Here is a 12920-nt window from a genome sequence, read left to right on the forward strand (position 1 = left end):
TCTGGAGGAACCTCATGTCCGAGGCTTACATCATCGATGCATTGCGCACTCCAGTGGGACGGCGCGGAAAGTCGCTCGCGGATCTGCACCCCTTGGATCTCGCTGCTGCTCCGCTTGCCGAACTTGTCCGCCGCAATAACGTTGATTCCACAGAATATGACGAGATCATTCTCGGCTGCATCGACCAGGTGGGCCCGCAAGCCATGGACATCGCGCGCAACGCATGGCTCGCTGCCGGGCTGTCCGAAGAAGTTCCGGGAACCACTGTGGAACGCCAATGCGGCTCCGGCCAGCAGGCAGTCTCCTATGCGGCCCAAGCGGTGATGAGCGGCAGCAGCGATCTTGTGGTGGCGGGCGGTGTCCAATCGATGTCCAGCATCCCGCTTTCCTATTCCAACTCCGCAGCTGCAGATTTCGGCTTCCCTGACCCTTATCGAGGTTCCAAGCTCTGGGCCGCCCGGTACGGCGGTCAGGAGATCTCCCAGTTTCGTGGTGCGGAAATGATGGCCAGGCATTGGGGATTATCGCGCGAACAGCTCGAGGACTTCGCTGTCGGCTCCCACGAACGGGCGCTCAAAGCCCAGGAGCTTGGATACTTTGACCGTGAGATCTTGGCTTTTGGCCAATTACGGGCGGATGAAGGACCCCGGGCTGTGGATCGCGGCAAGATGGCCAGCTTGGCCCCCATCGTCCAAGGCGGGCTGCATACTGCTGCCACTGCTTCGCAAATGTCTGATGGCGCGGCCATGCTCCTGATAGCTTCGGAGGCGGCGGTCAAGCGATACGGTTTGAAGCCACGAGCGCGCATCCACCATGTCTCCGCGCGCGGCGATGATCCAATCATGATGCTCTCAGCACCAATTCGTGCCACCCAGCATGCGCTGGAACGCACGGGCAAGTCGCTAAAGGACATGGACCGCATTGAAATCAATGAAGCGTTCGCAGCGGTCGTCCTGGCATGGCAGAAGGAAACCGGCGCGGACATGGCCAAGGTCAATGTCAACGGCGGTGCCATCGCCCTGGGCCATCCCATCGGCGCCACCGGGGCCCGCTTGATGACCTCATTGCTGCACGAGCTGGAGCGCAGCGGCACCACCTGGGGCCTGCAAACGATGTGCGAAGGCGGCGGGCAGGCAAACGTCACCATCATTGAAAGGCTTTAGCATTGCGCCGGAGCGGATAGATCTGCGGGCCATATGCGCCGCTGGGAAAGGGCAGAAATCGTGACCACTGATCCTTGGAAAACCTACGACCTGAGCCAGCCGCTGGACACCGACTATCTATCAGCCTTCGCAGGAATCACCCCGGCGGACCGGTGCCATTGGCAGCGGGCCCGGCTATTTGCCCAGGAAGTCATCCCGGTCATCAATGGGCACTGGGACGCAGCGCACTATCCAGCGGAATTGGTCCGGCGTATGGGCAAGCTGGATCTGCTGACCGATGGCCTGGAGATTCCCGGTCATGCGGTGTTCTCCCCGATCGCCGCAGGCCTGGTGGCCATGGAGATTTCCCGGGCGGACGGATCGATGGCCGCCGCCGCCGGAGTGCAGGGAGGACTTGTTCTGCGCAGCTTGAAGCTCTTCGGCACCGTGGAACAACAAGAGCGCTATCTCGAACCGGTCGCCACCGGAACACTGCTGGGTGGATTTGCGCTGACCGAGCCACACCATGGTTCTGACTCCGTCAGCCTGGAAACCAGCGCTCGCTTGCAAGGCGACTCGTGGATACTCAACGGCCACAAGAAATGGATTGGCAATGGAGCAGCAGGCGGCATCACCATTGTGTGGGCCCGGGACCAGGCTGATGGGCAAATCAAGGGATTCGTCGTTGAGCAGCAAGCACCGGGATATGAGGCCACCCCCGTTCGCGGCAAGGGCGTGCTCAGGGCCATCGAGCAAGCGGAGATCAGGCTCCACGAGGTGCGCGTGCCGCGTTCAGCCCTGCTGGCCAACGCGACTTCATTCAAGGATGTATCGAAGGCGCTGGTTGATACCCGGGTCAATGTGGGCTGGTCGGCGCTGGGCCATGCATTGTTCGTATTCGAAGCCGCGCTTCAATATGCCAAGCAGCGCGAACAGTTCGGCAAGCCGCTGGGCGCACATCAAATGGTGCAAGAGCGCCTGGCGCAAATGCTCGCAGAGCTGACCAACATGCAGCTGCAGTGTGCCGCGGTGGCGGCCGAACAATCCGCTGGCAGGCTTCGTCCGGCACAGGCTTCATTGCTCAAGTACCACAATACGCGGGCCGCCCGGCGGGTCGCGGCGACGGCGAGGGACATGCTCGGTGGCAACGGGATATTGTTGGAAAACCATGTGATCCGCCATGTGGGGGACATCGAAGCACTGCATACCTATGAAGGCACCGAATCGATCCAGGCGCTGATCTTGGGCCGCGATCTGACCGGGTTGAGCGCGTTCGGCTGAAAGCATCCGCTTTGATCGCCTACGATGAGCTGTACCGTCAAAGTTCCAGTGCAAAGGATTGAATATGGCGTATGTTGTCGATTTCAAGGATGTCGCCACCGAGGGATTCGAATCCTCCCCCGTGGCCCAGGCTCTTGCCGGATTGCGGGCAAATGAGGCCCGCTACCTGAAGAACAAATTCGATCACGATCTGGTGCTTGAAAATGCCTCGGATGCCGACGGCGTCATCGCATGGGTCCACAACATCTTGGCCGAGGAACGCGATCTCCACATCGCTTCCCGCCCCTTGCAGGCCTGTGTCTTTGAAGCCGACGGAGCCAAGCGGGCCTACGTCTTCTACGAATCGGGGCTGTCCATCAACGTGCTCTACGGACTTGCCGAGGGGGACAAGCGCGCCGTAGGGTTCAAGCTGTCTGATGGCATGGAGGTTCCCGAGGAGCTCGCCGACAAATTCAAGTTCGCCCGCCAGAAGTCCAAACTGGCCGGCACCATCCGCGGATCCTACTTCGTCATCAAGAACGAGTACTAGTCCCCCAACTGGGCGTACACGTCTTGGAGCGCTTCGCGCAGGAATTGAACTGGCCAGGTTTGCAGCAGGCCCGCAGAAAATCGGATCTTCCCGGCCAGGATCTCTCGCGCGTGGGCGGCGCTCACTTCGTCGGCGAGCAGTTCAAGCTGCTGCTGTTGCCGAACAACGAAAGCGCGATCCACCGGCGTCCCATGCCCAGGAATAATGGCATCAGACTCGCCGATGCGCTCCAACAGGGATTTGAGGACCAGTGGCCATCCCAGCGGATGCGCGCCGGATCCGAACATCGGCGGTCCTGATTCCTCAATGATGTCGCCGAGGAACCAGACCCCTGCATCGGGGATGCGCACGGCAAGATCCGTATCGGTATGGCCCGGCGCCAGCGGCAACAACTCGATGTCCCTGCCGCCCGGGCTAATGGTGGTTGGCGCGTCGACCGGGACGGTGGGCGGGGTGAGAACTACCTCCTGCCACGACTTGTCAGGCTCCGTGCCGGGATAGTTCTTGACCTTGTCCAGATGGGGTTTCTCGTAGTCCGCATAGTGCCGGGCAATCAGATGGTGCCCATAGATGGGGATGCCTTTGGCCTTGAAGACCTGGTTGCCGAAACTATGGTCGTAGTGGGCGTGGGTATTGATGGCGGCCATGACGGGCAGCTCGAAGCCTTCGGCCGCATCCTCGATGATCGCCAAGGCCTCGGCGGGATTATTGCGAGTGTCGATGACCACTGCTCCGGCGGGTCCCAAAACCAGTCCGATGGAAACATCCAGCGGGTCATAGCGCCGCTGGAAGACGCCATTGCCTACTTGAATCCACTGGCCATTGCCCATGTCCGCTCCCCTGATGTGGCCGATTGCCCACCACGCCGCGCAGCTTGGTGAACCAGATCTGATACTAGCGCGGTTTCCGCCACCTGTGCTTGCAGGCTCTTGCTGATTCGCCCGAGGGAGGACAGTGCTCCTGGGCCGCTGCGAGGCGCTCTGGGCATAAGGTGCGCTTCTTCGCAACAGGGCGGAATACCGCCAAATTCTCGCATGGCTTCCACCAGATGGCTAGGCTGGGATCATGGCCACAGTAATTCTTGTGCGGCACGGCCGCACTACCGCCAACGCCTCTGGTGTGCTGGCCGGACGAGCCCCTGGAATAAGCCTCGACGAAACCGGCAAGACGCAGGCGGCAAGAACTGCGCTGCGGCTGGCCGATGTGCCACTGGCAGGTATCGTTTCAAGTCCGCTGGAGCGCTGCCAGCAGACCGCCCAACACATTATCCGAGCGCAAAAGAACGCGTGCGAACTGCTACTTTCACCAGAGCTCACCGAGTGCGATTATGGCGCCTGGCAAGGCAGCAACCTGGCAGACCTTTCCGCCCAGGCACTGTGGACCCAGGTGCAAGCCAACCCCTCTGCTGTCATATTCCCGCAGGGCGAGTCGATGGCGGGAATGCAAGCACGGGCCGTTGCCGAGATCCGGCGCCTTGACGCCGGATTCGAGGCAGAACATGGAACGGGAGCGGTGTGGGTTGCCGTGAGCCATGGCGATATCATCAAGTCGGTACTGGCTGATGCGTTGGGCATGCACTTGGACCTGTTCCAGCGCATCACCGTCGGCCCGGCATCTGCATCGATTGTCCACTACGGTTCGGGTTCGCCTCGTGTGCACTCGGTTAATACCGACGACGGGGACCTGTCTTGGCTGGCCCCTGGATTGCAAGCAGCTGACGCCCCTGTGGGTGGCGGAGCAGGAAACTAAGGAAGCAGACATGGCGAGCGAAGTCCACGAATTCAACTGGCCGGATCGAGTGGTCATTGGCACCATCGGCGAGCCCGGTTCCCGCACCTTCTATCTGCAAGCACGCGCCGGATCAGACATGATGAGCATTGCCCTGGAAAAGCAGCAGGCAGCCGTCGTCGCGGAAATGATCGATGAGATTCTCGATCAGATCGCGACCGTAGCGGGGAATTCTTTCAGCGTTCCGACCCATACTCCAGTGGAGCTGGTGGATAACGATCCACTGGAAGAGGTCGACGAAGCCTTCAGGGTCGGGTCTATGAACCTGGGGTGGGATGCCACCGTGGCCCAGGTGGTGCTGGAAGCATTTTCCCTTGACGAAGCGCATCCCGAAGACGAGCCCGAGGCCGTCATGCAGGTGCGCATGCCCGTGGGCACGGCACGGGCCTTTGCCATGCGCACGCACGAAGTCGTTGCCGCCGGCCGCCCGGTCTGCTCCTCGTGCGGCTATCCAATTGATCCGGAGGGCCATACCTGCCAGGATCCCGAGCTTCCATGACCCAGCCGGATCTGCTCGCCGGCGAACTCGAACTCACCGGCCGTATCACCACGGCATCCAACGCCACCTTTTTGGGCACCATCGGTGGCCTGAGCGTGGTCTACAAGCCCATTGCCGGTGAAAAGCCGCTCTGGGATTTCCCGCAGCATACCCTGGCCAACCGCGAAGTTGCCGCCTACCTCGTCTCCGAGGCGCTGGGCTGGAACCTTGTTCCGCAGACCTGGCTGCGCGATGGCCCCTTTGGCGAAGGCATGGTGCAGCTGTGGCAAGAAGTGGACTCCGAGCAGCATGCGGTGGATCTCGTGGCCACCGGCAATCTCCCCGCCGAAGGCTGGAAAACGGTCTTGCACGGTCAAGACGATATGGGGCGCCAGGTGAGCCTGCTCCACGAGGACACCGCTGCGCTGCGCCGGATGGCGGTCTTCGACATCGTGGCCAATAATGCGGACCGCAAGGGCGACCACGTGCTGGCGATGCCCGACGGCCACCGTTATGGAGTAGACCATGGGCTGAGCTTCCATGATGAGCACAAGCTTCGCACGGTGCTTTGGGGGTGGATCGGCCAGCCGCTGGACGACGAGGAACTCTCCGGCATTGACCGGGTCACCACCGCATTGGGCGCAACGCTGGGCGAGGAATTGGGCAAGCTGCTCAGCGATGTGGAGCTCGAGGCTTTGCAGCAGCGGTGCCTCCGGCTTCGCCAGGATGCCCGCTTCCCCGGCCCGAGCGGTGAGATGCCAGCAGTTCCCTGGCCGCTGTTCTAAATAGTCCCGGCTGATGCTTCTGCGCCGCAGCCAAGCTGTCGGCGCCAGATCCGCGAGGCGGATTCCACGGTCCCCTGTCGATGGGGTGCCACCTGGCTCGTGGGCTGATAGCCCATCTTCTTCCAGAATGGTTCAGCAACGTCCGCATTTGCATCCACGATGGCAAGCCGAAGGCAGCACAGGCCTTCGGCTCCGCGCAACTCCGTGACGATGGATTCATGCAGCCTTCGTCCAAGTCCCTCGCCAACCCGCTCGGAGTCGGTCATGAGCAGCCCGATATGCGCGGTCTCTGGCTCGGGCCAGCCAATGATGACATCTGCGAAGGCCAGCAATCGGTTGCCTTCTCACAATCCATAACCACGCTTCTGGGCGGCAACAGCGCTGGGTGGCAGCGCCGTGAGCGCTTCCTGCGCCGCTCCGGGCTCAACGCCATGGCCCCGGATGCGCACTGCATAGCCTGCGTTGGATTCCATGAGCCGTTGCAAAGCGCGCGCATCCTGAAGTCCCACGAGCCCGAACACGCTCATGCTGCCCGCGCTTCAAAAATCATGACCGCTTGGCTTCCGTCAAATGGTGTCCGGTTCCAGTCACCCCTGATTGCGTCGACCTTGAATCCAGCTGCCTGCAACTGGACTTCCAGTTGTTCGACGGTGCGGAAGGCCAGCACCTGGTCTTCCTGCACTGTTGCTCCCGGGGTCGCGAATTTCGAGAATGATTCCAGGAGTATCTTCCCTTCGCTGAGTTCTTGAACCTGGCACCATTCGGTCACCGGGCCAAATGGCGTGTCTTTGGTGGATGGCTCTTCGCGCGCCCAGGATTCCCACGCTCGCCGTTCCGGGTTTCGGCTTTCAAAGGCGAGAACAGATCCGGAGGACAGGCTGCGCCTCAAATCCTGCAAGGTTCGTTCCCACTGCTGGTCCGGAATGTGCTGCACCACGTTACCCGACAGGACCGCCAAGTCGAACAGCCCATGATCAAGGGCGCGTGAGTCGCCCTCGACCCATAGGACTTCGCTAGCGCCGGATCGCTGGCGGGCATAGTCAAGCATGGCCGGCGATGGATCCATGCCCACGACTTCACGCCCTTCCTGCGCCAAGGTGACGGTGAGAATTCCGGTACCGCAACCGAGATCCAATATGCGCCGCACGCCAGGCTGAGCGGCGAGGGATCGGTAGTAGTCGTGGTCGGGCCCGTCAGGATTTTCTCCGTCGTACATCGCGACAATTCGAGGGTCGTAATCAGTCAAGTAATTCTCGATTCATTGGTTCTCATCCACCTCGCTGTCGGGCGCATTGGGCGATGCCGAAGGAGCCATGATTTCGATCCGATTCCCGAAACCGTCGCGGCGTTTCTAGCGTAGCCCCTTGGCCGTCGGGCAGCCTGAATGCGCCTGTACGCAGTGATTGTTAACTTCATACGGCGGTTGAATCGTAACGCTGGGTGGCGGCTGGCCACCTCGAACCATCTGTTTGCCTTGAGTATTTCAGGTTTGGAATACACCTTTGCAGGATCATACCTTCTTAGACGATTCAAAGTCCGTTCGTCCTGCTGACAGGCTCTTTTTAACATCGAACCGATGGGAAACAGTGAGAAAAGCTAAGGGTCCCAACAATAAAATCCAGCCACCAACAAGTAATAATGAATTCGTAGGCAAGGACGCTCCGAGAAATCCACACAGGGCATATCCGACTGGCAACAGTCCAAAGCTGACAGCATAGTCAAGAGAGGAGAACTTACCCAGATGTTCTTCGGGAACGCGCGTTTGAAGAGCTGAGCCCCATGCTACGCCCGATATTTCCAACCCCAGTCCTGCGACAATCGCAGCTAGACACCACCACAACGGCTGTGCAAATGCCGCCAGCGCGAAATTGGGCAAACTGCACAAAGCAAAAAAACCAACGCTCGCAGTGAGCAAGAATTTCTCGACCTTCCACTTGGCGCATAAAAGGCTTCCGATCAGGTAACCCACAGCCAACGCAGCTGCCATCGCACCATAGGAGGCCGGGCCAGCTTTACTTGTTGCAGCTATTGGTTGTAATACCGATGTGAAGCCAGATTGCAGTGCTAAGAAGAGAGCCCAAAATAGCAGTAAGTAACCAAACCAACGCTGGTCTTTCAAAGCTGAAAATGCAACACGGATGTCCTTTTTAATGCCTTCACTTCTAGCGGCCACCCCAGAGATCCTGACTGGCAGAATGCAAAGCGCAGAGCAAACGAAGAACACAGAGCTCAACGCGATGCCGGAAGTCGTCTGGAATGTTGTGCTGACAAAGGTTGCAAGAATAGGACCCAGCAATGAGCCGGCATTACGGAAGGTTCTAACGACAGCATTTGCCCTGAAATTGTTCTCGGCGCTTACAACACTAGGGAGCAATGTATACAGGGCAGGAGCGCCAAACGCAGAAATGAATCCACTGGCTAGGGAGATCACTTGTGTTATTGGTCCAAGCCCTTGATGCACTACCGAGAATAGCGTGGCAACATTTAGTACGGCTACACCAAGTAGTGTCAGGATAGCCAATAATTTTCTAGACCATAAGTCGGCGGCGACTCCACCGAAAAGTGCAATTACGACTGTCGGTATGGTGCGGGCCGCCAATACGAGACCAAGACCAAGGAAGTCACCATTTTGCCCGGCCAAGAGGGCAAGTGAGATTGCGAAGACGGATGTTCCGAAGCTCTGTAATCCTTGTGACACCGCAAGGAGCCACACCGCTGCCTTGTTGCTTGAGGGTAGCGGTGTGGCTTCTTGCGTCAGGGAGACTTTTTCTTTCAAAGTGAATTTGGCTCCAACACCTGTGCAAATTCGTTGATGTACAGAGTCGGATCTTTAATTCCATTCACCGCGAATGCTCCAGCTCGCTCATGGCAAGTGGGGCAGGTTCCACAGTGGGCTTCGAGCCCTTTCCCGCAACTCCACGTTTCATTGAACGGCACCTCCAATGAGGCACCCTTCGCGAACACCTCGTGTTTACGAATGCTGATATATGGAGTGTGGAACTTAATGCGGAATTGCTCACCTTCGCACTTACTTGTTACATCTGAAAGCAAGGAGAAGTAATCGAGTTTGTTGTCTGCGAAACGAGCATCTTCAGCATGAACAGCGTAGAAAACGTCTTCGATACCATTCTTCACTGCCCACGATGCGGCCAGTAAGAGCGCAATACTTGAACCAAACGGCTGAATGTCTTTGCTTTCATTGACTGGCGGGGTTTCCATGGTGGTCCACTGCGCCCCGCGCATGAATTGTGGTTGGTTCAGCCCATAGAATTCCTTCAATGGACCCGAGAAATCGAAGAAATGATGTTCAACCCCTACCCTTCCAATAATTGATTTCGCGGCAATGAGTTCTTTGTAACCTTCGGCTTCACCAAAATCGAAAGTGAGTGCAACAACCTCACGACCTTGGTCGATCAGATCAAAAAGGAGTGTGCTGGAATCAGGGCCTCCAGAGAAGAGGAGGGCTACTTTCTTATTCGTCATAAAAGTGATCCTAATCATACGATTGGGGTATAGCAAGCCATTCGATTAAGTTATTTCTACATTCAATCCCCTAGCACCCATCTGCGTTTGGGTGGATTCCCAATTGATCACACTCGCGCCAGTCGCTAAATGCCCGAGATTCAAGGAATGGACAGGGCGCCACACTCTTCGGTAGTCGTTAGTTCTTGTCTTACAAATCTAAAGATTATTGAGACACTCTCCTCAGCCCGGCCATGCCGTCTCAATATTCCGTAACGGCAAGGAGTCCAACCGTATTACAAAGTCGTCCCAACGCAAAAAGGTCTTACCTGCTTGCCGTGCAGGGGTTTTGAGCCACACTGGGGCAGGTGAGACATTTGGGATACACGCGCGTGAGCACTTCGAGCCAAGACTCGGCCTTGCAGCTCGATGCCCTGGTTGCTTCAGGGGTGCAGAAGCGCGACGTGTTCGCCGACGTGACTTCCGGCAGCCGCAGCGCGATCGATCGGCCCGGGATGAAGAAGCTGCTGGACTATGCCGAAGCCGGCGACACCGTCGTGGTGTGGCGGGTTGACCGGCTGGGCCGCTCCCTGATCGATGTCTTGAATACCGTGAACCTTTTGCAGGGGGCGCGGGATTACTGTCCGCTCCATTTCCGATGGCATCGACCCGGCCACATCGACCGGTCGGATGATGCTGAACATGCTTGCTTCGTTGGCCGAGTACGAGCGCGAATTGATCGTTGAACGAGTCAACGCCGACATTGCCGCCGCCCGGCAATCCGGAACCCGTTTCGGCCGGTCGGTCTCGGACCCGGCGGTGATTGCCGACAAGCTCGCGATCGCCAAAGATGCCCGCGCCAGGGGACGCACCGCCGAAGACGCCCGCGCCAGGGGACGCACCGCCGAAGACGCAGCACGCATGGTTGGCTGGAGCCGCGCAACGTTCTACCGCCACTTGGGCCAAGAGCCCGCATCTTCCAAGAGTCTGTGATCGGCCATGTCCCTGCGAAGCGAAACGCGCAGGGACGTACCGCTGGGGCAAGACCAGATTGGCAGCAATACCGAGAAAGCAGGAACTCCTAGTGACTACCTGGCTAAAGCAACAGCACGTTGGGAAATACTGCGGCAACACGTCGAAGACGGAGTGCCGTTGACGGTTCTGGCAGGGGAACACCATATCGGCCTGAGGACAATGCAGCGATGGCACCAGAGCTTCAAGCTCCACGGGAAGCCTGGTCTGGAACCGGTGGCACCGGGCAAACGCGGACGCCGGATGCCCAGCGAATTCGTGAACCTGGTCGAAGGCCTCGTCTTAGCTAAACCGCCCAGGACTACGGCAGCCATCCACGAACAAGTCAACAAGGTAGCGCTCCACCAAGGATGGGCACCGGTTTCCTACTCCACCGTCCGCTCGATCGTCGGCGCGATAGATCCGGGGATGATGACGCTGGCGCAGCAAGGTACGGCGGTGTACCGCGATAAATATGAATTGGTCTGGCGCCGCCGCGCCGAACGTCCGAACGCGGTGTGGCAGGCCGATCATACCGGGCTCGACATCCTGGTTTTTGGCTCTGGCCACCAGTCCGTCCGACCGTGGCTCACCACGATCATGGATGATTACTCGCGAGCCCTCTGCGGGTACATGCTCTTCACCGGTGCTCCCTCATCCTTGAATACGGCATTGGCGTTGCGTGAGGCGATCTGGCCCAAAAAGACAGTAGATTGGGCGATGTGCGGAATCCCTGATGTGCTCTATGTCGACCACGGAACCGATTTCACGAGCCACCACTTGGCGCAGGCCGCCCGAGACCTGCACTTCGAAATCATTTTCTCCGCTGTGGCCCGGCCGCAGGGCAGGGGAAAGATTGAACGATTCTTCGGCACCCTCAACACCGAATTCTTAGCCCGGCTGCCCGGCTACTTGCACAATGCGCGCAACCCCAAGCCGGGGCTGTCCATCGGTGAACTGGACATGGCGCTGGGTGAGTTCATTGGGCAGAACTACCACCAGCGCGAGCACCAAGAGATCAAGGAAACGCCTCAAACAGCGTGGCAGGGCAACGGTTGGTTACCACGTCTGCCTGAAACCATCGATGAACTGAACCTGCTGCTGCTCACGGTCGCCAAGCCACGGATCGTCCACCGCGTTGGCGTGCATTTCCAAGGGCTACGCTACATTTCACCGTTGCTGGCTGCCTACGTCGGAGAATCCGTCATTCTCCGCTATGACCCGCGGGACGTTGCCGAGATCCAGGTCTTTCACCGTGGCCAGCTCATCTGCAAAGCCGTGGATCCCGTGCATGAACGAGCCACAGTGACGTTCAAGGACATCCAGAAGCCACGCTCCGCACGCAAGCGTCAATTGCGCGGACAAATCAAAGAACGAATCGCCGCCGTCGCAGAATTTCTACCGGCCGGGCAACCAGCAACGGAGGTATCCCAGCCTGATCCGGCGGTCCACCGAGCGCAGAAAACGAAGTTGCGCACCTACGCAGAGGACGAATAATGGCACCTTCAACTTTTATCGCAACAAAGGCGCATCGCCGCTTCACTGAGTTCGCCAATGCTGTGCGCCGGCAGCGGACCATCGGGATCTGCTACGGACAAGCTGGAATCGGCAAAACCCTCTCGGCTAAACGCTATGCCAACTGGAGCCCGAAAGCCGCGGCATTAGTAGAGGAATGGGGTCGCTTGGAGGACAGTGACCTCCAAATCTATAAGGATCTAGCCAAAACGCGGACCGTCTTCTTCACCCCAGGGGTATTGACGACACCTAAGCAAATCAAAGAAGAGCTCTCACTGATCACTAATCGGACCTCGATCGGCATTCACCAACATCTCGATACTGTAGGCGTCACGAACGGTCCGATGAATCAAGACAAGCATGTGGAGCTGATCATCGTCGACGAGTCGGAACGACTCAACGCCACTGCCTTGGAAGTGCTGCGAGATAGGTATGACAGGAACAATATCGCTCTGATGCTGATTGGGATGCCCGGCATAGAAAAGCAGTTCAGCCGATATCCTCAGCTCTATAGCCGTGTCGGCTTCGCCCACGAATACCGTCCGCTTGCGCAGGATGAACTGCATTTCGTACTGCAACGAAAGTGGCGTGCCCTCGGCAAAACCCTGGATTTGGAGGACTTCACCGATACGCAAGCTGTCGCGGCGATCGCGCGCATCACGCGCGGTAATTTCCGGCTGATTGATCGGCTCTTCGCACAGATGCAGAGGGTAATGAAGATCAGTGAGCTGGACACAATTACCGATGACGTTGTTGAAGCAGCGCGTTCCACGCTCGTTATCGGAATCGGTTGAACCGCCCTGAGTAGCTGCGCGAAAACCGCCAAATCAAGCTAACAGTCACAGCCTGTGCGCAGAGCGGATAATCCGTCGGAGCCCATCGCCATCCTTCCTCGTCCATTCCGTGTTTCAGGAAGCACTGTCGCCAGG

At 58.6% G+C, this 12920-nt stretch carries 14 protein-coding genes and 1 pseudogene; 9 read left to right on the plus strand and 6 right to left on the minus strand.

Annotation, left to right across the window (positions count from 1 at the left end; translation table 11 throughout):
- The first annotated feature begins 14 nt into the window (after positions 1-14).
- The 3 genes from OF385_RS10585 to OF385_RS10595 all read left to right on the plus strand — a co-directional run bounded on the left by OF385_RS10585 (position 15) and on the right by OF385_RS10595 (position 2952).
- Complete coding sequence (locus OF385_RS10585; RefSeq protein WP_264275351.1) at positions 15-1163, plus strand: acetyl-CoA C-acetyltransferase; 1149 nt, start codon at positions 15-17, stop codon at positions 1161-1163.
- A 33-nt stretch (positions 1164-1196) separates the two neighbouring features.
- Positions 1197-2423 carry an acyl-CoA dehydrogenase family protein gene (locus OF385_RS10590; protein WP_413467970.1) on the plus strand — a complete coding sequence of 409 codons (1227 nt, stop codon included), beginning with the start codon at positions 1197-1199 and terminating at the stop codon, positions 2421-2423.
- 64 nt (positions 2424-2487) lie between these two features.
- Complete coding sequence (locus OF385_RS10595; RefSeq protein WP_264275353.1) at positions 2488-2952, plus strand: phage tail protein; 465 nt, start codon at positions 2488-2490, stop codon at positions 2950-2952.
- Here the strand turns inward: OF385_RS10595 and OF385_RS10600 are convergent.
- On the minus strand, positions 2949-3782 hold the full coding sequence (locus tag OF385_RS10600) for an MBL fold metallo-hydrolase (protein ID WP_264275354.1): 834 nt from the start codon (positions 3780-3782) through the stop codon (positions 2949-2951). The genes OF385_RS10595 and OF385_RS10600 overlap by 4 nt on opposite strands.
- Before the next feature lie 235 nt (positions 3783-4017).
- Here OF385_RS10600 and OF385_RS10605 point away from each other — a divergent pair, with 235 nt between their 5' ends.
- Genes OF385_RS10605 through OF385_RS10615 form a run of 3 tightly spaced genes read left to right on the plus strand, consistent with a single transcriptional unit; the run spans position 4018 to position 6003 of the window.
- A complete protein-coding gene (locus tag OF385_RS10605; RefSeq protein ID WP_264275355.1) occupies positions 4018-4701 on the plus strand; it encodes an MSMEG_4193 family putative phosphomutase in 684 nt (227 codons plus the stop codon).
- A gap of 10 nt (positions 4702-4711) precedes the next feature.
- The gene (locus tag OF385_RS10610) at positions 4712-5239 is read left to right on the plus strand and encodes a DUF3090 domain-containing protein (protein WP_264275356.1); all 528 of its coding nucleotides are present in this window, start codon (positions 4712-4714) and stop codon (positions 5237-5239) included.
- Positions 5236-6003 (plus strand): SCO1664 family protein, encoded by a 768-nt coding sequence (locus tag OF385_RS10615; protein WP_264275357.1) that lies wholly within the window; start codon positions 5236-5238, stop codon positions 6001-6003. The genes OF385_RS10610 and OF385_RS10615 overlap by 4 nt, the downstream gene beginning before the upstream one ends.
- Here OF385_RS10615 and OF385_RS10620 read toward each other — a convergent pair.
- The 5 genes from OF385_RS10620 to OF385_RS10640 form a co-directional block, all read right to left on the minus strand.
- Positions 6000-6335: a GNAT family N-acetyltransferase gene (locus OF385_RS10620; protein WP_264275358.1), complete on the minus strand. Its 336-nt coding sequence runs from the start codon at positions 6333-6335 to the stop codon at positions 6000-6002. The genes OF385_RS10615 and OF385_RS10620 overlap by 4 nt on opposite strands.
- A 12-nt stretch (positions 6336-6347) precedes the next feature.
- On the minus strand, positions 6348-6530 hold the full coding sequence (locus tag OF385_RS10625) for a hypothetical protein (protein WP_264275359.1): 183 nt from the start codon (positions 6528-6530) through the stop codon (positions 6348-6350).
- Positions 6527-7249 (minus strand): class I SAM-dependent methyltransferase, encoded by a 723-nt coding sequence (locus OF385_RS10630; protein WP_264275360.1) that lies wholly within the window; start codon positions 7247-7249, stop codon positions 6527-6529. The genes OF385_RS10625 and OF385_RS10630 overlap by 4 nt, the downstream gene beginning before the upstream one ends.
- 264 nt (positions 7250-7513) lie before the next feature.
- Complete coding sequence (locus OF385_RS10635) at positions 7514-8779, minus strand: MFS transporter (protein WP_264275361.1); 1266 nt, start codon at positions 8777-8779, stop codon at positions 7514-7516.
- Positions 8776-9486 (minus strand): 7-cyano-7-deazaguanine synthase, encoded by a 711-nt coding sequence (locus tag OF385_RS10640; protein WP_264275362.1) that lies wholly within the window; start codon positions 9484-9486, stop codon positions 8776-8778. Before OF385_RS10640 ends, OF385_RS10635 begins: the two co-directional genes overlap by 4 nt.
- Positions 9487-9833: 347 nt before the next feature.
- On the opposite strand from OF385_RS10640, the pseudogene OF385_RS10645 reads away from it, so the two are divergent.
- The 3 genes and pseudogenes from OF385_RS10645 (at position 9834) to OF385_RS10655 (ending at position 12785) form a co-directional block, all read left to right on the plus strand.
- A pseudogene (locus OF385_RS10645) lies at positions 9834-10458 on the plus strand (recombinase family protein).
- 6 nt (positions 10459-10464) lie between these two features.
- Entirely contained in the window at positions 10465-11973 is a 1509-nt protein-coding gene (locus OF385_RS10650; protein ID WP_264275363.1) for a Mu transposase C-terminal domain-containing protein, read from the plus strand.
- Positions 11973-12785 (plus strand): AAA family ATPase, encoded by an 813-nt coding sequence (locus tag OF385_RS10655; protein ID WP_264275364.1) that lies wholly within the window; start codon positions 11973-11975, stop codon positions 12783-12785. The genes OF385_RS10650 and OF385_RS10655 overlap by 1 nt, the downstream gene beginning before the upstream one ends.
- Positions 12786-12920 lie beyond the last annotated feature (135 nt).

Source organism: Glutamicibacter sp. JL.03c (assembly GCF_025854375.1).
Taxonomy (GTDB): domain Bacteria; phylum Actinomycetota; class Actinomycetes; order Actinomycetales; family Micrococcaceae; genus Glutamicibacter.